At 71.1% G+C, this 22298-nt stretch carries 22 protein-coding genes; 10 read left to right on the top strand and 12 right to left on the bottom strand.

Going from position 1 to position 22298, the window contains the following annotated elements:
* The first annotated feature begins 84 nt into the window (after positions 1-84).
* From SSQG_RS13865 to SSQG_RS13855, 3 genes are all read left to right on the top strand, one after another.
* Positions 85-1017 carry a bifunctional helix-turn-helix transcriptional regulator/GNAT family N-acetyltransferase gene (locus SSQG_RS13865; RefSeq protein ID WP_003990399.1) on the top strand — a complete coding sequence of 311 codons (933 nt, stop codon included), beginning with the start codon at positions 85-87 and terminating at the stop codon, positions 1015-1017.
* A gap of 43 nt (positions 1018-1060) precedes the next feature.
* Positions 1061-1864, top strand: a complete 804-nt coding sequence (locus SSQG_RS13860) for a sugar phosphate isomerase/epimerase family protein (RefSeq protein ID WP_003990398.1) — start codon at positions 1061-1063, stop codon at positions 1862-1864.
* A 166-nt stretch (positions 1865-2030) separates the two neighbouring features.
* Positions 2031-2597: a GNAT family N-acetyltransferase gene (locus SSQG_RS13855; RefSeq protein WP_039935049.1), complete on the top strand. Its 567-nt coding sequence runs from the start codon at positions 2031-2033 to the stop codon at positions 2595-2597.
* A gap of 7 nt (positions 2598-2604) precedes the next feature.
* On the opposite strand, the gene SSQG_RS13850 is transcribed toward SSQG_RS13855, so the two are convergent.
* The 7 genes from SSQG_RS13850 to SSQG_RS13820 form a co-directional block, all read right to left on the bottom strand.
* A complete protein-coding gene (locus SSQG_RS13850) occupies positions 2605-2916 on the bottom strand; it encodes a hypothetical protein (RefSeq protein ID WP_039932656.1) in 312 nt (103 codons plus the stop codon).
* A 117-nt stretch (positions 2917-3033) separates the two neighbouring features.
* Positions 3034-5220 carry a bifunctional polysaccharide deacetylase/glycosyltransferase family 2 protein gene (locus SSQG_RS13845; RefSeq protein ID WP_003990395.1) on the bottom strand — a complete coding sequence of 729 codons (2187 nt, stop codon included), beginning with the start codon at positions 5218-5220 and terminating at the stop codon, positions 3034-3036.
* An 885-nt stretch (positions 5221-6105) separates the two neighbouring features.
* Complete coding sequence (rbsD, locus tag SSQG_RS13840) at positions 6106-6495, bottom strand: D-ribose pyranase (protein WP_003990393.1); 390 nt, start codon at positions 6493-6495, stop codon at positions 6106-6108.
* Positions 6492-7394 carry a ribokinase gene (locus SSQG_RS13835; RefSeq protein ID WP_003990392.1) on the bottom strand — a complete coding sequence of 301 codons (903 nt, stop codon included), beginning with the start codon at positions 7392-7394 and terminating at the stop codon, positions 6492-6494. The genes rbsD and SSQG_RS13835 overlap by 4 nt, the downstream gene beginning before the upstream one ends.
* A gap of 76 nt (positions 7395-7470) precedes the next feature.
* Positions 7471-9423: a substrate-binding domain-containing protein gene (locus tag SSQG_RS13830; RefSeq protein ID WP_003990391.1), complete on the bottom strand. Its 1953-nt coding sequence runs from the start codon at positions 9421-9423 to the stop codon at positions 7471-7473.
* Positions 9413-10933, bottom strand: coding sequence for a sugar ABC transporter ATP-binding protein (locus tag SSQG_RS13825; RefSeq protein ID WP_039932653.1), 1521 nt, complete (start codon positions 10931-10933; stop codon positions 9413-9415). The genes SSQG_RS13830 and SSQG_RS13825 overlap by 11 nt, the downstream gene beginning before the upstream one ends.
* Positions 10930-11949, bottom strand: a complete 1020-nt coding sequence (locus SSQG_RS13820; RefSeq protein ID WP_003990389.1) for a LacI family DNA-binding transcriptional regulator — start codon at positions 11947-11949, stop codon at positions 10930-10932. Before SSQG_RS13820 ends, SSQG_RS13825 begins: the two co-directional genes overlap by 4 nt.
* A 246-nt stretch (positions 11950-12195) precedes the next feature.
* Here SSQG_RS13820 and SSQG_RS13815 point away from each other — a divergent pair, with 246 nt between their 5' ends.
* Both SSQG_RS13815 and SSQG_RS13810 read left to right on the top strand, forming a co-directional pair.
* A complete protein-coding gene (locus SSQG_RS13815; RefSeq protein ID WP_003990388.1) occupies positions 12196-12564 on the top strand; it encodes a hypothetical protein in 369 nt (122 codons plus the stop codon).
* Between the two features lie 85 nt (positions 12565-12649).
* The gene (locus SSQG_RS13810; protein WP_003990387.1) at positions 12650-13297 is read left to right on the top strand and encodes a dihydrofolate reductase family protein; all 648 of its coding nucleotides are present in this window, start codon (positions 12650-12652) and stop codon (positions 13295-13297) included.
* A gap of 9 nt (positions 13298-13306) precedes the next feature.
* Here SSQG_RS13810 and SSQG_RS13805 read toward each other — a convergent pair whose 3' ends face one another.
* Genes SSQG_RS13805 through SSQG_RS13790 form a run of 4 tightly spaced genes read right to left on the bottom strand, consistent with a single transcriptional unit; the run spans position 13307 to position 15387 of the window.
* The gene (locus SSQG_RS13805; protein ID WP_003990386.1) at positions 13307-13717 is read right to left on the bottom strand and encodes a cytidine deaminase family protein; all 411 of its coding nucleotides are present in this window, start codon (positions 13715-13717) and stop codon (positions 13307-13309) included.
* A complete protein-coding gene (locus SSQG_RS13800; RefSeq protein ID WP_208865643.1) occupies positions 13714-14703 on the bottom strand; it encodes a hypothetical protein in 990 nt (329 codons plus the stop codon). Before SSQG_RS13800 ends, SSQG_RS13805 begins: the two co-directional genes overlap by 4 nt.
* Positions 14704-14705: 2 nt before the next feature.
* Positions 14706-14909: a hypothetical protein gene (locus SSQG_RS40320; protein WP_003990384.1), complete on the bottom strand. Its 204-nt coding sequence runs from the start codon at positions 14907-14909 to the stop codon at positions 14706-14708.
* Positions 14910-14940: 31 nt separating this feature from the next.
* On the bottom strand, positions 14941-15387 hold the full coding sequence (locus tag SSQG_RS13790) for a MarR family winged helix-turn-helix transcriptional regulator (RefSeq protein WP_052310447.1): 447 nt from the start codon (positions 15385-15387) through the stop codon (positions 14941-14943).
* 109 nt (positions 15388-15496) lie between these two features.
* Between SSQG_RS13790 and SSQG_RS13785 the strand changes: the two genes are divergently transcribed.
* Positions 15497-16357 carry an alpha/beta fold hydrolase gene (locus SSQG_RS13785; RefSeq protein WP_003990382.1) on the top strand — a complete coding sequence of 287 codons (861 nt, stop codon included), beginning with the start codon at positions 15497-15499 and terminating at the stop codon, positions 16355-16357.
* Here the strand turns inward: SSQG_RS13785 and SSQG_RS13780 are convergent.
* The gene (locus SSQG_RS13780; RefSeq protein ID WP_003990381.1) at positions 16338-16622 is read right to left on the bottom strand and encodes a hypothetical protein; all 285 of its coding nucleotides are present in this window, start codon (positions 16620-16622) and stop codon (positions 16338-16340) included. The genes SSQG_RS13785 and SSQG_RS13780 overlap by 20 nt on opposite strands.
* A 327-nt stretch (positions 16623-16949) precedes the next feature.
* On the opposite strand from SSQG_RS13780, the gene SSQG_RS13775 reads away from it, so the two are divergent.
* From SSQG_RS13775 to SSQG_RS13760, 4 genes are all read left to right on the top strand, one after another.
* Positions 16950-17768, top strand: a complete 819-nt coding sequence (locus SSQG_RS13775) for a helix-turn-helix domain-containing protein (RefSeq protein WP_003990380.1) — start codon at positions 16950-16952, stop codon at positions 17766-17768.
* Positions 17755-17961 (top strand): DUF397 domain-containing protein, encoded by a 207-nt coding sequence (locus SSQG_RS13770; RefSeq protein WP_003990379.1) that lies wholly within the window; start codon positions 17755-17757, stop codon positions 17959-17961. Before SSQG_RS13775 ends, SSQG_RS13770 begins: the two co-directional genes overlap by 14 nt.
* A gap of 34 nt (positions 17962-17995) precedes the next feature.
* Positions 17996-20278, top strand: coding sequence for an SF1B family DNA helicase RecD2 (gene recD2 / locus SSQG_RS13765; protein ID WP_039932651.1), 2283 nt, complete (start codon positions 17996-17998; stop codon positions 20276-20278).
* Between the two features lie 178 nt (positions 20279-20456).
* On the top strand, positions 20457-21746 hold the full coding sequence (locus SSQG_RS13760; protein WP_003990377.1) for a citrate synthase: 1290 nt from the start codon (positions 20457-20459) through the stop codon (positions 21744-21746).
* Positions 21747-22298 lie beyond the last annotated feature (552 nt).

Raw genomic sequence — 22298 nt, 5'->3', positions numbered from 1 at the left:
GCACAAGTATCTGGTCCTGGATGTCCTGGACGGCTAGGCTCGACCCACAATCACTGACTGAGTCAGACATCGGGGGTCGAGGCCATGACCGTCCAGGACATCCGCTCCTTCAACCGCTTCTACACGAACGTCATCGGCGCTCTCGACTACGGCCGCCACATGTACGCCCCGTACACCCTCACCGAGTCCCGCGTGCTCTACGAGCTCGCCCACGCCCCGCGCACCGACGCCGCCGACCTGCGGGCCCAGCTGCACCTCGACGCCGGATACCTGAGCCGCATCCTGAACAAGTTCGAGGAGGACGGACTGGTCGAGCGCGGTCCGTCCGAGAAGGATCCGCGCCGCCGCCGGATCACGCTCACCGCGCCCGGCCGGGAGGCCGCCGCGCTGCTCGACGAACGTGCGCGGGAGACGGTCGGGGCGATGCTGGACACCGTGCGGGCCGAGGACCGGCCCCGGCTGGGGGAGGCGCTGCTGACCGTCCGGACGCTCCTCGGCGACGGCCGGGCCCCTCGCCCCGAGGACGTGATCCTGCGCGAGCCCGTCCCCGGCGACCTCGGCTGGATCGTGGAGCGCAACGCCGCGCTGTACGCCGCCGAGTACGGCTTCAGCCTCGACTACGAGGGCCTGGTCGCCCGGATCGTCGCCGACTACGCCGAGGGCCACGACCCGCGACTGGAGCGGACCTGGATCGCCGAGCTCGACGGCCGGCGGGTGGGGTGCGTCATGTGTGTGCGGGACGACGCGCCGGGCGCCGCCCGGCTCCGGCTGCTGCTCGTCGAGCCGGACGCGCGCGGCCTGGGAATCGGAGACCGCCTGGTGGGGACGCTCGTCGACTTCGCGCGCGAGGTCGGCTACCGGGAGATCGTCCTGTGGACCAACGACATCCTGGCCGCCGCCCGCCGTATCTACCAGCGCCACGGCTTCGAGCTGGTCGCGGAGAAGCCGCACCGCTCCTTCGGCCAGGACCTGAACGGCCAGGACTGGCGACTGGATCTTCACGCAACACCCGAGTGACGAAGGGGAGTCGTCGGCGAAGCGCTGGGTAGAGTCCGTCCATATGAAGCTGGCGTTCTCCACCCTCGGTGTCCCCGGCCTGCCCCTGCCCGACGTCCTGCGGCTCGCGACCACGCACGGCTACCACGGCGTGGAACTGCGCGCTCACCCGGAGGAACCGGTCCACCCCGGCCTCGGCCCCGCCGAACGGGCGGACGTCGCGGCCGAGTTCAAGGGCTCGGGCGTAGAGATCCTGGGCCTCGCGGGATACGCGCGGGTCGCCGCGCCGGGCGACGACGAACCCGTCCTGGCCGAGATCCGTTCCCTCATCGACCTGGCCCGTGACCTCGGCGCCCCGTACATCCGCGTCTTCCCCGGCGGCGACCTCGACGTCCAGACCCCCGAGGAGGCCGACGCGACGGCCGCCCGGCGGCTCGGCACCGCCGCCGAGTACGCGAACGACCTGGGTGTCCGCATCCTCCTGGAGACCCACGACTCCCACCGCACCGCCGCCGACGCGATGCGCGTCCTCGGGCTCGTCGGCCACCGCCAGGTCGGCGCGCTGTGGGACGTGATGCACACCTGGCTGGGCGGCGAGCAGCCCTCGGAGTCCTACGCGGCGCTCTCTCCGCACCTGGGCTACGTCCAGGTCAAGGACATCGCCTCCGCCGAGGACACCACCCCGCTGCCGCTCGGCGCGGGCGTCCTGCCCCTGGCCGAGTGCGTGGAGGTCCTCTCCCGGCACGGCTGGGACGGCTGGCTGTGCTGGGAGTACGAGAAGCGGTGGTACGAGTCGGCGGCGGAACTGCCCGAACTGCTGGGGCCGGGGCGGGAGCATCTGAGCCGGTTGCTCACCGAGTCGGCGTGACGGGGAGCGGGGCGGCGGCCCGGTGCGTGCCGACGCCCCCTCCCGGTGCGGTCAGATCACGCGGAAGAGGTCCGCGGCGGCGTGCACGTCGGTGAAGTCCTCGACGGTGCGGAGGCTGCCCGGAAGTCGATTGCCGCCCGGGCCCCCCATGGGTAGCGTCCCCGGCGTGCCCCCGACTCTGCGCACCCCGCGCCTGCTCCTGGACGCCTACACCCCGGCGGACGAGGAGGACTTCGTCGCGCTCTTCCAGGACCCGAGGGTGTCCCGGTGGATGGGGACCGGGACGGCTTCCGAGGCGGAGGACCGGGCCCTGTTCGGGCGGATCTTCAGCAAGGTGTACGCGCGGGAGCTGTTCGAGGTGTGGGCGGTCCGGCGCGGCGGGCTCCTGGTCGGGCACGCGGAGATCAAGCGGACCGACACGGTGGACGGTCACGAGATCGTCTACGCGCTGGCGCCCGAGGCCTGGGGCGGCGGGCTCGGTACGGAGCTGGCGGAGGCGCTCGTGGCCTACGGCTTCAAGGCGCTCGCGCTCACCGAGGTGCACGCCACCGTGGACGCGCGGAACACCGCGTCGCTGCGCCTGCTGGGCAGGACCGGGTTCGAGCACGTCCGGGACGTCGTGGAGGACGACGGCGGTGTCACGCGTGTGCTGACCCGCCGCGTCCAGGGATCAGGGGGAAAACGGCCGGGCGACCAGAACGCCCGGCGTCCGGCGCCCTGGCCTGCCCGGTGAGCTGAGGTCAGGGGCCCAACACGGGACCGAGAACGCCTCGCGCCCCGTCCGGCTGCGTCGTCACCGCGTCCTGCTGCACCGTCACCGCGTCCTCGCACCGGGTCTCGACCGTCGTGGCGCTCTGCGGCCCGAGCAGCAGAGACCAGACGATGTCATCGAGGCCCTGCCGCTCCGTGCGGCTCGTCTGGCACGAAGAAGCCTTGCCGTCGTGCAGGTCCGCACCCGGGGCGGTCTGGGCGGCGACGGGCGCGGCGGAGGTCAGGACCGCTCCGAGGATGATGAGGGCCGCACCGGCCGAGTGCGCGACGGATCGGTGCATAGAGTGCAATCGTGGAGTTTTCATGATCACAGCGTGAGTGGAAAACCGCCCAGGAGGAAGGCCGACGGGCCCTTGAGCAGGCAACTCAACCCGTTCGTACGATCGACCGCGGCTCGCTCACGTCCGGCGTGTGGAGGGCTGGGGCGGCAGCACCACGTCCCCGCTGCGCTTGAGCCGCTGCCAGGGCAGCCGGTAGCCGTTGATCGCGGTCAGGCACGCCTGGACGAGGACCAGGTACATCACCTGGCGGTAGACGATCTGCTGGAAGGGGAGCGCCCACAGGGGCCGCAGGCTCTCGCCGTCGAGGTGGAAGGCGTACGCGGCGCAGAGGGCCTGCACCGCCAGCACCCCGCTCCACGCCAGCACGGTGGTGAGCGGGTTGCCGAACACCAGGCCGTAGACGGCCAGTATGTCGATCAGCGGGGCGAGCAGGGGCGTGAGGATCTGGAACACGGCCAGCAGGGGCAGGCCGACGCGGCCGAAGCGGCCCGCCGGGCCACGTTCGAGCAGCGCGTGACGGTGCTTCCACGCGGCCTGGATCGTGCCGTAGCTCCACCGGTAGCGCTGGCGCCACAGTTCCCGCAGCGAGGCCGGTGCCTCGGTCCAGGCGAGGGCGTCCGGCGCGTAGCTGATCTCCCACCCGGCCCGGTGCAGGGCCATGGTGATGTCGGTGTCCTCGGCGAGGGTGTCCGCGCTCATCATCCCGGCGTCCCGCAGCGCCTCGACGCGGAACGCCCCCACGGCACCGGGGATGGTGGGCAGGCAGTGCAGCAGGTCGTACATGCGGCGGTCGAGGTTGAAGCCCATGACGTACTCGATGTGCTGCCACCGGCCGAGCAGACCCCGGCGGTTGCCGACCTTGGCGTTGCCCGCGACGGCACCGACCCGGGGGTCGGCGAACGGCTGCACGAGGCGGCCGACCGTGGAGGGGGCGAAGACGGTGTCGGCGTCCAGCATGACGACGAGGTCGTGGGAGGCGCGCAGGACGCCGGTGTTGAGGGCGGAGGGTTTGCCGCCGTTGGGCCGGCGGACGACGGTGACGTTCTCCAGGGCCAGTGACTCCGCGAGGTCGGCGGTGTCGTCCTGGGATCCGTCGTCCACCACGATGATCTCGACGGGATGGTCGCTCGCGGCGAGGGAGCGGAGCGTCTTGGGGATGCACAGCCTCTCGTTGTAGGCCGGTACGACGACGCTGACGGGCCGGGTGACGGTCCGGCGGGGGCCGGTCTCGCGGCGCCGGTGGCGGCGGGCGTGCCGGCGGGCCAGGACGATCAGGACCACGCACCGTGCGAGGACGAGCGACCCCACCACCAGCAGCAGCACGCTGACGACCGACACCGCCGCCCCCGACACGGCGACGGCGGTCACGAAGACGCGGCCCTGCCACAGACGCGCCGTGCCGACGGGGCTGGTGAGACGGTCGGAGCCGACGACATCGGCGACGGTGGCGAAGCGATAGCCCTGGGCCTTGAGCCGGGGGATCAGGATCTCGAGGGCTTCGACGGTCTGCGACCGGTCTCCGCCCGCGTCGTGCAGCAGGACGACCGCGCCCCTGCCCGGCGGGTGCGGAGTGGCCGCGTCGGCGATCGCCCGGGCGCCGGGCTTCCGCCAGTCGTTGGTGTCCTGGTCGATGAACGCCGTGACGTAGCCCTTGTCGCCGAGGCGCCGGGCCACGGACCACGACGCGTCGTCGAGGGCGGTGGTGGTCGAGGAGTAGGGCATCCGCATCAGCGACGTGTTGACGCCCGCGGCTCCCGCCAGGGCGAGTTGGGTCAGCGCCAGTTCGCGGTCGATGTCGCTCGCGGACCGCTCGGCCAGGTCCGGATGGGAGAAGGTGTGCACGCCGATCTCGTGGCCGGAGCGGATCAGGCTGCGCAGGATGCCCGGGTGCCGGGCGGTCTGCTGCCCGGTGACGAAGAAGGTGCCGGGCGTCCGGTAGCGGTCGAGTACGGCCCGGACGCGGGGCGTCCAGGTCGGGTCGGGGCCGTCGTCGAAGGTCAGGACCACGGTCTTGTCCGGGGTGCGGAAGCTCCGCAGGTGATCGCCGGTGGTGTCGACGATCGGGCCGCCGTCGACGACCCTGCGGGGGACGTCGGTGGCCGGTCGTCCGCCGCGCCCTTCCTGGTCCCCGGCGAAGCCCCGGGTGGTGTACCCCTCGACGAGGAGGACCGAGGCGACGAAGGCCAGCAGGACGAGTGGGACGAGGAGGCGGAAGCGGTGCCGCGCCGACAGGGGTGCTCGCGTCCGCCGCGGACCGGGCGGCCTCGGCGAGCGGTCGGTTGACCGGGGAGGGCGGCGCCGCATCAGGGAGCCTCGACCACCGAAGGGGCGGAGGACGGGGGCGTGGTCGCGGCACCGGAACCCGAGGGGCCGCTCGCCGGCCCTGAGGGCTGGGGGGCGGGTGGCGGCGTCTGCGCCGGGGGTTCAGGCGCCGGCGGGGTGGACGGGGCGCTGGTGGGCGGAGGCGAGGCAGGAGGTGTGCCTGTGCCGGGTGCGGGAGCGGCAGGGGCGTCGGAGGCCGGGGGCTGCGCCGGTGAGGGCGGGGCCTGGGACGCCGGTGCCCCTGGTTCCGGCGGGCCGGGGGAGGCCGGTGCACCCGCCGGTGGGTTTCCCGGCACCAGGGAGGAGACGAGGGGCGGACCGATCAGGGAGCTGGGACCGCCCGCCGAAGGATGACCGGGCTCCGAGCCGTTCGACGCCGGTGGCGGGCCAGGTGCCTGGGGCGTCCCGCCCGGGATGCGGGGGCCCGGTGCGGCGGGCCCGGCCATGTCGCCGGGCAGGAGCGCCCCCGGCGCGAAGGGTGTCGCTCCCATCAGACTCAGCCCCAGGACCGCCATGTACGTGGCTGCGCAGGCGGCCAGCCCGTAGCCGATGCGCCGCAGGTTCCGAGCACGGCGACCGGTGGAGTCGACGAACACGGGGAGGCTCGGATCCTTCGGAGTTTCCTGCCCTGTATGTCCGTTCTTGGCCTGATAAAGCACCATGAAACTCAGCGTACGCCGCCGCAGGACGGGGCTCCGCAAGAATTTCTTACGCCACCGTGCAACCCTTTCCGTCCCCTGAGGGTCGTAGTGGGTGTCAGGACTTCTGGGAGGGGATCTGGGGGGATCGCGGGGAGTTCTTGACGGGAGGGGAAAAGCCGAGGGGGCCCGGTCGACGGACCGGGCCCCCTCGAAACCGTTCAGGGGATCAGAAGAAGACCCCGCACCTGAGCAGCACGTTCGCGTACGGCCGTGCCTCGCCCGTGCGGACCACCAGCCGGGCCCCGGCCGACAGCTCCTTGAGCCGCTCGTGCGGGACGAGGTCCACCCCGGGGAAATGCGCCTTCAGCAGCTCCGACGCCTCCGGATTGGCCTCCTGCACCTCGGCCGCCGCCGTCGCCCCCTCGACCACCAGCTCGGCCAGCAGCCCGTCCAGCACCTCGGCGAACGCCGGCACCCCGGCCCGGAAGGCCAGGTCCACCACCCGGGGCCCGTCGGGGATGGGCATGCCCGCGTCGCACACCAGCACCCTGTCCCCGTGGCCGAGTTCGGCCAGCGCACCGGCGAGATGACGGTTCAGTATTCCGGTCCTCTTCATGCCTCGGCGACCTCCGCCGCCGTAGGGAAGGACGCCTGCGCGCCCTCCTTCGTCACGGTCACCGCCCCGACCCGCGACGCGTACGCGGCCGCCTCCGCCAGGGACTCGCCCGCCCCCAGCCGGAAGGCCAGCGCGGCGGTGAACGCGTCGCCCGCGCCGGTCGTGTCCACGGCGTCCACCTTCACCGACGGAACCCGGGAGACCCCCTCCGCGGAGGCCACCAGCGCGCCCTCCCCGCCCAGGGTCACCACCACGGACCGAGGGCCCTTCGCGAGCAGTATGCGCGCCCAGTCCTCGGGGCTGTCCCCCACGGCCGACGCGCCGAGGATCACCTTCGCCTCGTGCTCGTTGACGATCAGCGGGTCGCAGGCCGCCAGCACCTCCCCGGGCAGGGGCCGCGGCGGCGAGGGGTTCAGGACGAAGCGGCTGTCCGGCGCCAGGGTCCGCACGACCTCCACCACCGTCTCCAGCGGGATCTCCAGCTGCGCCGAGACCACCCGGGAGCTCTGGAACAGGCACGCGGCCGCGCTCACGTCCTCCGGGGCCAGCCGGCCGTTCGCACCCGGCGAGACCACGATGCTGTTGTCCCCGGACGGGTCGACCGTGATCAGCGCGACCCCGGTCGGCGCACCGCCCACCAGGACACCCACCGTGTCCACGCCGGACTCCCGCTGCGAGTCCAGCAGCAGCCTGCCGTGCGCGTCGTCGCCGACCCGCGCCAGCAGTGCCGTACGGGCCCCGAGCCGGGCGGCCGCGACCGCCTGGTTGGCGCCCTTGCCGCCCGGGTGGACGGCCAGGTCGGAGCCGAGCACGGTCTCGCCGGCACCGGGCCGGCGCTCGACACCGATCACCAGGTCGGCGTTGGCCGACCCCACGACCAGGAGGTCGTAGTCGTACATGAGTTGTCTCCCCACGTGAGTGACATGGCCGGGCGGTCCCACCGGCTGTGTGTGACCGCCCGGCCGTTCCCCGATGTCAGCCGCTGAAGCCGGCCACGTTCTCCTTGGTGACCACCTTCACCGGCACCTTCACGGTCTCCTCGACCTTCTTGCCCTGCAGCGCCCGCAGCGCGTTGTCCACGGCGATCTTCCCGAGCTGGGACGGCTGCTGCGCCACCGACGCGTACAGCGTGCCGCCCTCGACCGCCTTCAGTCCGTCAGGCGTGCCGTCGAAGCCGACCACCGGGACCGACTTCCCCGCCTTGGAACCCAGGGCCTTGATCGCGCCGAGCGCCATCTCGTCGTTGGCGGCGATGACACCCCGCACGTCCGGGTGGGCCTGGAGCAGGTTCGACATCACGTCGAGGCCCTTGGTGCGGTCGAAGTCCGCGGGCTGCTGGGCCACGACCTTGATGCCCGGGTAGGCCTTGAGGCCGTTCGCGAAGCCCTGCGCGCGCTCCCGGGCCGCGGAGGTGCCCGCCTGGCCCTGGAGGATCACGATCTCGCCCTTGCCGCCGAGCTTCTCGGCGATCGACTTCGCGGCGAGCTCGCCGCCGGCGACGTTGTCGGAGGCGACCAGCGTGTCCAGCTTGGCGTTGTTGACGACACGGTCCACGGCGACGACCGGGATGTCCGCCTTGCCGGCGGCCTTCACCGAGTTGCTCGCGGCGTCCGAGTCGACCGGGTTGACGATGATCGCGCCGAGGCCGGAGGTGGTGAAGTTCTGCAGCTGGTTGGCCTGCTGGGAGGCGTCGTTCTGGGCGTCCGTGACGGTCAGGTCCACGCCCAGCTTCTTCGCCTCGGCCTGGGCGCCCGCCCGGATCTGCACGAAGAAGGGGTTGTTGAGGGTGGACAGCGACAGGCCCATCTTCGGGCTGCTCGTGGCGGAGGAACCGTTGTGCAGGAACGACGTGGCGCCCACGATCGCGACGGTGACGACGGCCGCGAGCCCGTAGGTCGCCGCCTGCCTGCCCTTGCCCCCCTGAGAAGCCCCGGCGGCCCCCGGGGTCGCCCCCGCCTTGCGCCGCAGCGTGTCGAACAGCACCGCCAGCGCGATGACGACACCGATGACGACCTGCTGCCAGAACGCCGACACGTTCAGCAGGTTCAGCCCGTTGCGCAGCACGGCCAGGATCAGCGCGCCGATCAGGGTGCCGGACGCCTTGCCGGTACCGCCGGCCAGGGACGCCCCGCCGATGACGACCGCGGCGATCGCGTCCAGCTCGTAGCCGTCGGCGGCCTGGGGCTGCGCGGAGGAGAGGCGGGCGGCGAGCACGACACCCGCGACGGCGGCGAAGACGCCGGAGAAGGCGTAGATGGCGAGCTTCTGCCGCTTGACGCGCAGGCCGGACAGCCGTGCGGCCTCCTCGTTGCCGCCGATCGCGTACATCGAGCGGCCGATGTAGGTCCGGCCGAGCACGAACGCGGCGATGAGCCCCATCACGATCATCACGAGCACCGGCACCGGCAGCCAGCCGCCGAGCGTGTCCCCGAGGTGCGAGACCGAGCCGGGCAGGGCGATCGGCGAGCCCTCCGAGATCACCAGGGACAGACCGCGCGCGACGGACAGCATGGCCAGCGTCGCGATGAACGGCGGCAGCTTGCCGTAGGAGATCAGGATGCCGTTGATCAGGCCGCACGCGACGCCGGTCGCTATCGCCAGCAGGACCGCGGCGAACACCGGGACACCCGCCGACGTGGCGCTCCACGCGAGCACGGTGGCCGACAGCGCGGCGACCGAGCCGACCGACAGGTCGATGCCCGCCGAGACGATCACGAAGGTGACGCCGAAGGCGAGGACGGCGGTGACGGCCGCCTGCACGCCGACGTTGAGGAGGTTGTCGGTCGTCAGGAAGTCGCCGGACAGCACCGACATCGCGACGACGAGGACGATGAGCGCGGTGAGCGCTCCGTTGTCGAGCAGCAGGCGGCGCAGGCCCCCTGAGGCGGCTCCCGCGCCCGTCGTGCTCTTGAGCGTGTCAGTGGCCACGGGAGGCCTCCTTGTCAGTGCTGGGGTTGCTTACGGCGAGCGCCATCACGGCGTCCTGGGTCGCCTCGTCGGCGGAGAGTTCGCCCGCGATCCGCCCCTGGGCCATCACCAGCACCCGGTCGCTCATGCCGAGCACCTCGGGCAGATCGCTGGAGATCATCAGGACGGCGGCGCCGGCCGCGGTGAGTTCGTTGATGAGCTGGTAGATCTCGACCTTGGCGCCGACGTCGATCCCGCGCGTCGGCTCGTCGAGGATCAGCACCTTGGTGTCGGCGAGCAGCCACTTGCCGATGACGACCTTCTGCTGGTTGCCGCCGGACAGGGTGCGCACATGCTGGCCGAGGCCCGCCATCCGCACGCCCAGCTGCCGCGCGATCCGCTCGGCGGCCTCGCGCCGGCCCTTGAGGTCGACGAGCCCCGCGCGGGTGGCCGAGCGCAGCGTCACCAGCCCGAGGTTCTCCTCGACCGACGCGTCCAGCACCAGGCCCTGGCCCTTGCGGTCCTCGGGGATGAGGCCGATGCCCGCGGTCATCGCCGCGTTGACGTCGTGCTTGGCGACCGGGGCGCCGGAGACCTTCACGGCCCCCTTGTCGTAGGGGTCCGCCCCGAACACGGCCCGTACGACCTCGGTACGGCCCGCGCCGACCAGCCCCGCGATGCCGACGACCTCACCGGCGTGCACCTCGAAGCCGACGTCGTGGAAGACACCGTCCCGGGTCAGCCCTTCGACGGTGAGCAACGCGGCGCCCCGGTCGGCCCGTTCGCGCGGGTACTGCTGCTCGATCGACCGCCCCACCATGAGCCGTACGAGCTCGTCCTCGGAGGTGGAGGCCGGGACCTGTCCGACGCTCCTGCCGTCCCGGATGACCGTCACCCGGTCGCCCAGGGCGGCGATCTCATCCAGGTGATGGGTGATGAACACGATCCCGACGCCGTCCTCGCGCAGCGTGCGCACGATCGCGAAGAGCTTCTCGATCTCCTCGGAGGTCAGCACGGCGGTCGGCTCGTCCATGATCAGCACGCGCGCGTCGAGGCTGAGCGCCTTGGCGATCTCGACCATCTGCAGACGCGCGATGCCGAGTTCCCGGACCCGCGCGCGGGGCGACACGTTCACACCGACCCGCTTCAGCAGGACCTCGGCGTCGGCCTCCATCCGCTTGCGGTCGATCATGCCGAAGCGGCGCGGCTGCCGCCCGAGGAAGATGTTCTCGGCGACCGTCAGATCGGGCACCAGGTTGAACTCCTGGTAGATGGTGGCGATCCCGAGCCGCTCGGAGTCCTGCGCACCCTGGATGCGCGTCTCCTCGCCGCCCACCAGGATCCGCCCGGCATCGGGCGTGTAGGCGCCGGAGAGCATCTTGATCAGCGTGCTCTTGCCGGCACCGTTCTCACCGAGCAGGACGTGCACCTCGCCCCGGCGCAGGTCGAAGTCGACGCCGTCCAGCGCGACCACGCCCGGGAAGGTCTTCCGTATGCCCTCGATGCGCAGCAACTCGTCCGCGTTGCTCACGTCGTGCTCCTTTGCACTTGGGTGGGGTTCTCGCCGCACGAGCGGCGTACGACGAGCCGGGCGGGGAGGGTGACGGACTCGCCGGGCCGCCCTTCGATCCGGTCGACCAGCGCGCGCACGGCGGCCCGCCCCAGCTCGCCCGTCGGCTGGGCGATCGCGGTGACCGGCGGATCGGTGTGCACGAACCACGGGATGTCGTCGAACGCGGCCAGCGCGATGTCGTCCGGCACGCGCAGGCCACGCGCGCGTACGGCGTCCAGCGCGCCGAGCGCCATCAGGTTGTCGGCGGCGAACACGGCCTCGGGCGGCTCGGCCAGGTCGAGGAACCCCTCGGTGACCCGTCGCCCGCTCTCGGCCTGGAAGTCGCCCTGCCCTATGTAGACGTCGGGCAGTTCGAGTCCGAACGCGGCGAGCGCGTCCCGGAAGGCGTCCACACGCTCCCGGCCGGTCGTGGTCGCCGCCGGCCCGGCGATGATCGCGACCCGCCGGTGCCCGAGCCCGTGCAGGTGCGCCACGAGGTCCCGCACGGCGGCCCGCCCGTCCGACCGCACCACGGGCACGTCCACACCCGGGATCCACCGGTCCACGAACACCATGGGCGTCCCGGCCCGCGCGGCGTCCAGCATCAGCGGCGAGCCGCCGTCCGTGGGGGAGACGAGCAGCCCGTCGATCCGCCGGTCCAGCAGGTTCCGTACGTGGTGGTCCTGGAGGTCGGGCCGCTCGTCGGCGTTGCCGATGATCACGCTGTAGCCGAGCGCGCGGGCCTCCTCCTCGACGGAGCGGGCCAGTTCGGTGAAGTACGGGTTCAGCACGTCGCTGATGACCAGGCCGAGGGTGTGGGTCTGGTCGGTGCGCAGGGAGCGGGCGACGGCGTTCGGGCGGTAGCCCAGGGCCTCGACGGCGGCCAGCACGCGTGCGCGTGCCTCGGCGCTGACCGACGGGTGGTCGTTCAGGACGCGCGAGACCGTGGCGACGGAGACGCCCGCCTCGGCAGCGACGTCCTTGATGCTCGCCATCGCCGCTCCACCTCCTTGTGGAAACGGAGCCCGTCCCGGACTCCGTCTTGCGGAACCGGAGCCCGTCCCGGACTCCGTGGAATCGATTACATCGACGGGTGGATGGAATCGATTACACGGCGGTAAATCAAGACCCCGGCGGCACCTCGAAACCGGATCGTGATGTCGCGGGGGGCTCCCCGGCGGTCCACGGTGGAAGGAGGAGGTCCGTTTCGGCGGGCGGTTTCCCGGGCGAGTGGAGGAGCCATGACGGCGGCGACCCGTGACGACGTACCCGTCGCACTCGGAGGCGACGGCGTAGAGGTGCGCAACATGCCGATCGGCGATGGTATGTCGGTCAGCTACATCAGCCTGCCCCAGGGCACGGACATGGGCCCGGCCCTCAAGGGCCTGCCCGACGACGCGTGCCCGTGCCCGCACTGGGGCTGTCTGCTGAAGGGCCGGATCAGGATGCGGACGCCCTCCGGCGAGGAGGAGTACGAGGCGGGGCAGGCCTACTACTGGGCGCCCGGTCATGTCCCGGTGGCCCTGGAGGACAGCGAGTTCGTGGAGTTCTCGCAGACCGGGGACTTCCGGCAGGTGCTCGACCACGTCGTGGCGGCCCAGGCCCGCTGAGCCGTCGGCGACGGGATGCCCGGGACGCCGATGAGTTCTGCCGCCCGGAGCGGTCCTACCCCTCATCGACCACAGGAGGAACCCCGTGCCCCAGCTACTGCGCGTGCAGAACTTCAACGTCTCGAGTGACGGATTCGGTGCCGGTGAGGGCCAGAGCCTGGAGCGGCCGTTCGGCCACGCCGACCCCGCGACGATGTTCGCGTGGGCCGGGGCCACGGCGAGCTGGCCCAACCGCACCGACCCGGGCGGGAGCCGCGGCCTCGACGACTACCTGGTGCGCGACTTCCACCACAACATCGGCGCCGAGATCATGGGCCGCAACAAGTTCAGCCCCCAGCGCGGCCCCTGGCAGGACCACGAGTGGCAGGGCTGGTGGGGCGACGAGCCCCCGTTCCACACGCCGGTGTTCGTCATGACCCACCACGAGCGTCCGTCGTTCACCCTCTCCGACACCACGTTCCACTTCGTCGGCGGCACCCCGGCCGAGGTCCTGGCACTGGCACGGGAGGCCGCGCAGGGCAAGGACGTACGGCTCGGCGGCGGTGCCACCGTCATCCGGCAGTTCCTCGACGCCGACCTGGTCGACACACTGCACGTGGCGGTCTCGCCGGGGGTGAAGCTCGGGTCCGGTTCACGGCTCTGGGAGTCGCCCGAGGACCTGCTCGACCGCTTCCATCGCGATGTGGTGCCCAGCCCGAGCGGGGTGACGCACCACCTGTTCTGGAGGAAGTGAGGCTGCCGGTCATTCGGTCGCGGCGTGGTCCCCCCAGACGTAACTCACGGGCAGCAGTTCCGTGATGGGCACCGTACGGGGACGGCCGTCCGTGCCGACGATGACCTTGACGTCCGGGAAGTAGTCCAGGAGGACCTGCCGGCAGCGGCCGCACGGCGGGACGACCCCGCGGCCCCGGTCGCCCACGGCGACGATCGTGTCCAGTTCGTACACGCCCTGGGCGGCCACCGCGCCGATGAGGGCCAGCTCGGCGCAGGGCCCTCCCGTGAAGTGGTAGACGTTCACCGCGGTGACGATCCGCCCGTCCCGGGCACGGGCCGCGGCCGCCACGGTGTGGTGGTCGCCCCGGCAGCGGGTCTCGGCGACGTGCGTGGCGGCCTGGATGAGTTCGTGGTCGACGGGGTGGTGCTGCGCGGTCATCGGCTCCGCTCCGCTCCTGTCGGGGTGTCAGCCGTGGTCGGTCCGGCCGGCTGTTGTTCTCTGAGGTCCCCGTGAAGGCGGGCGACCACCGCGCACACCAGCGGCATGACCACCGGGGGCAGCAGAAGCAGGGCCACGGCGGTCGGCAGGATCTTCACCAGCACGCCCGTGATCCACACGTTGTCGTCGCTGAGCCACAGCATGCCGAGCCCGGCGTAGTGCGCCAGGGGAGCCGCCGCGTACCGGGCGAGCCAGAAGACGAGCACCGCGCCCACCGTGACCAGCGTGCCCACGCCGAACGTGCGCTGGCGTGCCCGGCGGGTCAGCACCCAGGAGCGGTGCAACGCCACGAACGGGGAACGTCGCTCCAGCACCGACTCGGCGGTGGCCCCCGAGAGGCGGAAGTACAGCAGCGGGCCGAGGCACCCGACGGCGATCGGCAGCACCCATCCCACCAGCGTGTACTGCGGGGACGCGGTCCCGCCCACTGGCGTGGGCTCGACACCGGGCACCATGTGGCCCTCGACGAGGCTCCACCACACCAGGGCCGCGAGCTCCACGGCGCCCACGGCGAGCCCGGTCAGCGCGTTGACCGCGAGGGCGGCGGGAAGACGCGGGCGGGTGCGCCGCCACAACTCGCGGGTGGTCAGCGGTCCGTCGTCGCGCCCGGCGTGGGAGTCGGCGACGGCGTACGCGGTGTGCAGGACGGAGACGACGAGGAGGGCCAGGACGAACAGCAGCAGCATCACCACGGCACCGACCCGCACCAACGGGTCCAGGCCGCCGTCGGCGTAGGCCACGTAGGAGTCCTCGTTGGCGATGTTGCGGTCCGCATACTCCCGGACAGCCTCGAAGGCGTCCCAGGTCGCCGCGAATCCCCCGCCCACGATCGCGCAGCCGAGCACGGCCGTCAGCGCGGACACGACGAGCGTGAAGCCGCCCAGCGCCCGGCGGTGGCGCCGCAGGACGGCCAGCGCCTCCGACATGATCACCGGCTGCGCGGGTCGTCCCGCTCGACCACCCGAAAGCGCTCGGCGACGACGAGACGCGGCACGGCCTCCCCGGCGTGCTCGTAGATCTCCAGCAGACCCGTGAGCGCGGTCTTGCGGCCGTTCAGGATCGCCGCGACGCCACGATCGCGCTCCGGACCGGGAAAGGCGAGTTCGAGAGCCGGAAGGTCGTCATGTTCCACCGGGAGAGGGTACGAAGACCGCTCGCGTTGATCAATGGCCGTCCGCCCGCTCGCCCTCCTGGGTCGCGGCTTCCTGCATTCCCGTCAGAAAGCCTTTGATCGCGGCCAGTTCGCGTTCGTCGTACTCGCGCAACAGACCCACTGCCCGGTCGATCAACGGGCCGAAGTGCTGCAGGCCGAGGGCGATCGCGCGCTCGTCCACCTCGATGGTGACCTTGCGACGGTCCCGCTCGCTCCGCACCCGCCGCACGTGCCCGGCCCGCTCCAGCCGGTCGACCAACGCCGTGGTCCCCGCCGAGTTCAGCCCGAGCGCGGCACCGAGTTGCCCGGCGCTGGTGTCCTTCCCCGCGCGGGCGGCGTCCATCAGGACGATCAGCGCCCGCACGTCGGTGGGGTGCATGCCGTTGCGCTGGGCGAACCGGGCGCTGTGCCGGCCCAGGTCGACGACCACCGCGCGCAGCAGATGGACGATCTCCATCTCGGGCCCCTGCCCGGCCTCTTCGTACTCCTGGTCGGACACGGGGCGCCTCCCCTAGCATCTCGCTCAACAAGTATCTTGCTGGCCGAGATAATAGAGGTCCTGGTTCATGAGCGCTCGCGACACGTACGACATGGACGGCTTCCTGGCCGCCTACGACAGGGTCATGGCCAAGTGGCCGACAACGCGGGAGACCGCGACCGTGCCCACGCCCTTCGGCGCGACGCACGTCAACATCTGCGGCCCGGCCGACGGACCCCCGCTCCTCCTGCTGCCGGGCGGCGGAAGCCCCACCTCCGCGTCCTGGTACCGGCAGGCCGCCGAACTGTCCCACGCCCACCGGCTGTACGCCGTCGACCTGATCGGCGCCCCGGGCCGCAGCACCCCGGCCCCCGGCCGCCACCCCCGCACCACGGCCGACCTCGTGACCTGGCTGGACGCCCTCCTCAAGGGCCTCGGCCTCGCGGAGACCGACCTGGGCGGGCACTCGTACGGCGCCTGGATCGCGCTCCAGTACGCCCTGCGCGCCCCCCACCGGGTACGCCGCCTGGTCCTGCTCGACCCGACCCAGTGCTTCGCCAAGCTGAAGACGACCTACGGGCTGCACGCCGTGCGGATGCTGATGCGGCCCACGCCCCGCAAGGTGAGGACCTTCCTGGAGTGGGAGACCGGGGGCGCACCCCTCGACCCCGACTGGCTCGCCCTCCAGGAGGCCGCCGCCGGTTTCCCCGCCGTGCGGCCGGTGGTGGGACCGCGCCCCAAGCAGGGTGCGCTGCGCGCCCTGGACCTGCCGGTCCTCGTCCTCCTCGCCGAACGCAGCCGGACCCACGACCCCGCCAGGGTGGCCGCCCGCGCCGGGACACTGCTGCCCCACGTCACCACGGCCACCCTGCCGAACGTCTCCCACCACGCCCTGCCGCACGCGGCCCCGGACGGAACGAGCCGCCGCATCAGTGACTTCCTGCTCTGAGCCGCGCCCCTCTGCTCTCCGCGACCCGCGTGACATCCCGCAACGACTCGGTGAGCCGCAGAGCCAGGTAACGCAGCTCGGCGCTCGTCACCCGGCGTTCCGCGAGGAGTTCGGCGGCATGGCCGAGCAGGTCGCCCGCCATGCCGAGCTGCAGGTCCTCGATGTCGTCCGCGAGACGCGAGACGTAGCCCGTCCCGTCGCCCACGAGGTAACAGGGCTTGCCCTCCGGGCCGGCCCACGGCAGGAGGCGCCCTCCGTCGGTCATGCCCACGCCTCCGTCGGCACGTACGGGCGGACCAGCCTGTTGTCCTCGCCGCGCAGGGGGCGCTCCTCGGGACGGCGGGCCGCAGCCGGGCACGTGTGTGGGCACGGTGGTGGGGCCGGCGATCGCCGTCGGCGTCCCCGGGGAGGGAACAGGATGCGGAGGATCGGCTCAAGGAGCCGGGCGATGCGGTCTGTCACTTCTGCCTGCCGTTCTCACCTGCGGTGACTGCGTTCTGTGCTGAATCACTCACAGAGTGGGGTCGGCGCTGGCTACGCTGCCAGGGGCTGGAGCTTGACATCGCGCCTGTCAGGAAGAGGAGTTGGCCGCATGGACGAACGCCGCGCGCTTCGAACACCCCGCCAGAAGTACGGGGAGGAGCTTCGCCTCCGGCGGACGGCCGCCCGCCTCACCCAGGAGGAACTGGGCGAACAGGTCGTGTGCTCGCCGACGTTGATCAGCCACTTCGAGGCCGGGCGGCGGCTTCCCAAGCCGGACGACGCACAGCGCATCGACCGGGCCCTGGGGACGGACGGGTTCTTCGCGCGCTGGCTGGAGGATCTGGAGTCGAAGTACGCGGATCACTTCGCGGCAGTGGCTGAGCTGGAGCAACTGGCGGTGTTGATCCAGCAGTTCGCACTCTCGCTGGTACCCGGGGTGCTTCAGACCGACGACTACGCTCGCGCCCTCTTCAGCGCGTACCGCCCGAACTACACGACCGAGGAACTTGACGAGCTCGTTGTCATCCGAACAGAGCGCCGTCGGATCCTCGACGCCAAGCCTGTGGTCTGGACCCTGCTCGACGAGGCGGTTCTTCGGCGTTGCGTCGGCGGGCCGCAGGTCATGGCAGAGCAGTTGCACCGGGTTGCGGACATGGCCGAATCGGGACGGCTGCGCATGCACGTTGTTCCCTACGGGGTCGGGGCGCACGCGCTCATGCAGAGTCTGCTCACGCTCATGGCCTTCGAGGACTCGGCTCCGGTGGCCTACGTCGAGGGCTTCCAGACCGGGAACCTGATGGACGATCCCGCCCTGGTCAGTGCCTGCCAGACCGCTTACTCTCTGGCCCTGAGCGACGCGTTGTCGCAGCAGGAGTCACTGGCCCTCGTCAGAGCGGCAGCGGAGGAACACGCGCATGGCCACCACTGAAAGCGGCATCGCCGGCTGGCACAAGTCCAGCTACAGCGGCGGCGACCAAGCGGAGTGCGTCGAAGTAGCCCACGGCCACACGGCCGTCCCCGTCCGCGACAGCAAAACCCCCGGCGGTCCGACCCTGGCGTTCTCCACAAGTGGCTGGGCCGTGTTCGTGACCGCGGTCAAGGAAGGCCACATCAAGGGCTGACCGGAGTGTCCTACCCCACCGGTACCGTCGGATCATGCCCAACCACATGGCGAACCCCTCCGCCGAAGAGCCGCGGCGGCTCGCCGTGCTCGAAGGCGTTCTCGAGCGGATCACGTACGCCAACGAGGAGAACGGCTACACGGTCGCCCGGGTGGACACCGGCAGAGGCGGGGGCGACCTGCTCACGGTCGTCGGGGCGCTGCTCGGCGCGCAGGTGGGGGAGTCCCTGCGCATGGAGGGCCGCTGGGGGTCCCACCCCCAGTACGGCAAGCAGTTCCACGTGGAGAACTACACGACCGTCCTCCCGGCCACCGTCCAGGGCATCCGCCGCTACCTCGGCTCCGGCCTGGTCAAGGGCATCGGCCCGGTCTTCGCCGACCGCGTCACCCAGCACTTCGGCCTGGACACGCTGCGGATCATCGAGGAGGAGCCCAAGCGGCTCATCGAGGTCCCCGGCCTCGGTCCCAAGCGGACGAAGAAGATCGCCGACGCCTGGGAGGAACAGAAGGCCATCAAGGAGGTCATGCTCTTCCTCCAGACGGTCGAGGTGTCCACGTCCATCGCGGTGCGCATCTACAAGAAGTACGGCGACGCCTCCATCTCCGTCGTGAAGAACCAGCCCTACCGGCTCGCCGCCGACGTCTGGGGCATCGGCTTCCTCACCGCCGACAAGATCGCCCAGAGCGTGGGCATCCCGCACGACAGTCCCGAGCGGGTCAAGGCCGGCCTGCAGTACGCGCTGTCGCAGTCCACCGACCAGGGCCACTGCTTCCTCCCCGAGGAGCAGCTGATCAAGGACGCGGTGAAACTCCTCCAGGTCGACACCGGCCTGGTCATCGAGTGCCTCGCCGAGCTGGCCGAGCCCCCGGAGGACGGCGAGGACCCCGGGGTGGTGCGGGAGAAGGTCCCGGGACCGGACGGCGGGGAGCCCGTCACCGCGATCTACCTCGTCCCCTTCCACCGCGCCGAACTCTCCCTCTCCGCCCAGCTGCTGCGCCTCCTGCGCACCGGGGAGGACCGGATGCCGGGCTTCGGGACGGTGGCCTGGGACAAGGCCCTCGGCTGGCTCAGAACGCGCACGGGCGCCGACCTCGCGCCCGAGCAACAGGCCGCCGTCCAGCTCGCGCTGACCGAGAAGGTCGCCGTCCTCACGGGCGGCCCCGGCTGCGGCAAGTCCTTCACCGTCCGCTCGATCGTGGAGCTGGCCCGCGCCAAGAAGGCCAAGGTCGTGCTCGCCGCCCCGACCGGCCGGGCCGCCAAGCGGCTCTCCGAGCTCACCGGCGCCGAGGCCTCCACCGTGCACCGCCTGCTGGAGCTGAAGCCCGGCGGCGACGCGGCCTACGACCGGGACCACCCGCTCGACGCCGACCTGGTGGTGGTCGACGAGGCCTCCATGCTGGACCTGCTCCTCGCCAACAAGCTGGTCAAGGCGGTGCCCCCGGGCGCTCACCTGCTCTTCGTCGGTGACGTGGACCAGCTGCCGAGCGTGGGCGCGGGCGAGGTCCTCCGCGACCTCCTGGCCGACGGCAGCCCCGTTCCCGCCGTGCGTCTCACCCGGGTCTTCCGCCAGGCCCAGCAGTCGGGCGTGGTGACCAACGCGCACCGGATCAACGCCGGTCAGCACCCGGTCACCGACGGCATGAAGGACTTCTTCCTGTTCGTCGAGGACGACACCGAGGAGGCCGGCCGGCTCACCGTGGACGTGGCCGCCCGTCGTATCCCGGCAAGGTTCGGCCTCGACCCGCGCCGGGACGTGCAGGTCCTCGCCCCCATGCACCGGGGCCCGGCGGGCGCGGGCACCCTCAACGGCCTGTTGCAACAGGCCGTCACCCCGGGCCGGCCCGACCTGCCCGAGAAGAGATTCGGCGGACGGGTTTTCCGGGTCGGCGACAAGGTCACCCAGATTCGCAACAATTACGAGAAGGGCAAGAACGGTGTCTTCAACGGCACCGTCGGCGTGGTCACCTCGCTCGACCCGGTCGACCAGCGCCTGACGGTGCTGACGGACGAGGACGAGGAGGTCCCCTACGAGTTCGACGAGCTCGACGAGCTGGCTCACGCGTACGCCGTGACCATCCACCGCTCCCAGGGCAGCGAGTACCCGGCGGTCGTCATCCCGGTCACCACGGGCGCCTGGATGATGCTCCAGCGGAACCTGCTGTACACGGCCGTCACCCGGGCCAAACAGCTGGTCGTCCTCGTCGGTTCGCGCAAGGCGATCGGCCAGGCGGTGCGGACGGTGTCGGCGGGCCGTCGGTGCACGGCACTCGACTTCCGGCTCACCTCGCAGAAAAATGATCGATCAAATGAGTCGTGAAGGTCACAAGGCACTTCCAGATGGGGAACACAGGGGGCAGGATGAGCAAGTTGACGGCACTCAGTGCCGCCGATAGGCCCGATGGTCGACCCCGAGTGCACTCTCCTGAGCCGAGTGGGGGATGGTAGAGACAGTCAGGGCACCTCGAAGATGAGGCACAACGTCGGTGAGGGAAGACGTGAGCGACAACTCTGTAGTACTGCGGTACGACGGCAACGAGTACACCTACCCAGTGATCGACAGCACCGTCGGTGACAAGGGCTTCGACATCGGCAAGCTCCGCGCCCAGACCGGTCTGGTGACGCTGGACAGCGGTTACGGCAACACCGCCGCTTACAAATCCGGCGTCACCTATCTGGACGGCGAAGCGGGCATCCTGCGCTACCGCGGCTACCCGATCGAGCAGCTGGCCGAGCGCTCCACCTTCCTGGAGGTCGCCTACCTGCTGATCAACGGCGAGCTGCCGAGCGTCGACGAGCTCTCGACGTTCAAGAACGACATCACGCAGCACACCCTGCTGCACGAGGACGTCAAGAACTTCTACAAGGGGTTCCCGCGCGACGCCCACCCGATGGCCATGCTGTCCTCGGTCGTCTCGGCGCTGTCCACCTTCTACCAGGACAGCCACAACCCGTTCGACGAGCGTCAGCGCAACCTCTCCACGATCCGTCTGCTCGCCAAGCTCCCGACGATCGCGGCGTACGCGTACAAGAAGTCGATCGGTCACCCGTTCGTCTACCCGCGCAACGACCTCGGCTACGTCGAGAACTTCCTCCGGATGACCTTCTCGGTCCCCGCGCAGGAGTACGAGCTGGACCCGACCGTGGTCTCCGCCCTCGACAAGCTGCTGATCCTGCACGCGGACCACGAGCAGAACTGTTCGACCTCCACGGTCCGCCTGGTCGGCTCCTCGCAGGCGAACATGTTCGCCTCGATCTCGGCCGGCATCAACGCGCTCTGGGGCCCGCTGCACGGCGGCGCCAACCAGTCCGTGCTGGAGATGCTGGAGGGCATCCGCGACGCAGGCGGCGACGTCGACTCCTTCATCCGCAAGGTGAAGAACAAGGAGGACGGCGTCCGCCTGATGGGCTTCGGCCACCGGGTCTACAAGAACTTCGACCCGCGCGCCAAGATCATCAAGGCTGCCGCGCACGACGTGCTGTCCGCCCTCGGCAAGTCCGACGAGCTGCTGGACATCGCGCTCAAGCTGGAGGAGCACGCGCTCTCCGACGACTACTTCGTCTCGCGCAGCCTCTACCCGAACGTCGACTTCTACACCGGCCTGATCTACCGGGCCATGGGCTTCCCGACCGAGATGTTCACGGTCCTGTTCGCCCTCGGCCGGCTGCCGGGCTGGATCGCCCAGTGGCACGAGATGATCAAGGAGCCGGGTTCCCGCATCGGCCGCCCGCGCCAGATCTACACGGGCGTGGTCGAGCGCGACTTCGTTCCCGTCGAGGAGCGCTGAGGCGCCGTACCGCTCGAGCCCTCGTATCCGGTTTCCGGGTGCGGGGGCTCTCGCGTACCTGGCTGTACAGAAGCCGCGGAGAAAAAGAAGGCGCCCCGAGCGTCGGTCCCCCCACGGGCCGACGGCCAGGGCGCCTTCCCAGTCCCGGTACGGATTCCCCCCACGGGATCCGGCCGGGCGTCTGTGAGACAGCGCCTGAATCGCTGTGAGCACAACGAGCAAAACTCGCTGTACTTCGGTGGTGTGCGGTCTGCCGGGACAGCGCACAACCGGGAGGGCCGCTCAAAGCTTCCCGGTGCACGTGTCCCGGCAACGCTCCCCCAAGCTCTCAACTTCGTTCGAGCAGGAGGTACCCCCACCCGGAGGAGTCCCCCAAGACACCTCCAGATACCAGGTAGCGCCCCCCAAGACGTTGCCTGGCATCGTCAACTTAGACCTTCGAACCCCTTCGATGGTTACGTTCACATCACTGTGATCTGCGTCTCTTGCTTATGTCCGCTAGATGTACAAGAGCCCGGATATGCCGCCCGGGGCTCAAGCGTAAGGATGATG

It is taken from the genome of Streptomyces viridochromogenes DSM 40736 (assembly GCF_000158955.1).
In the GTDB taxonomy this organism is placed as follows: Bacteria; Actinomycetota; Actinomycetes; order Streptomycetales; family Streptomycetaceae; genus Streptomyces; species Streptomyces venetus.
This window is presented reverse-complemented; position numbering and strand designations above follow the sequence as displayed.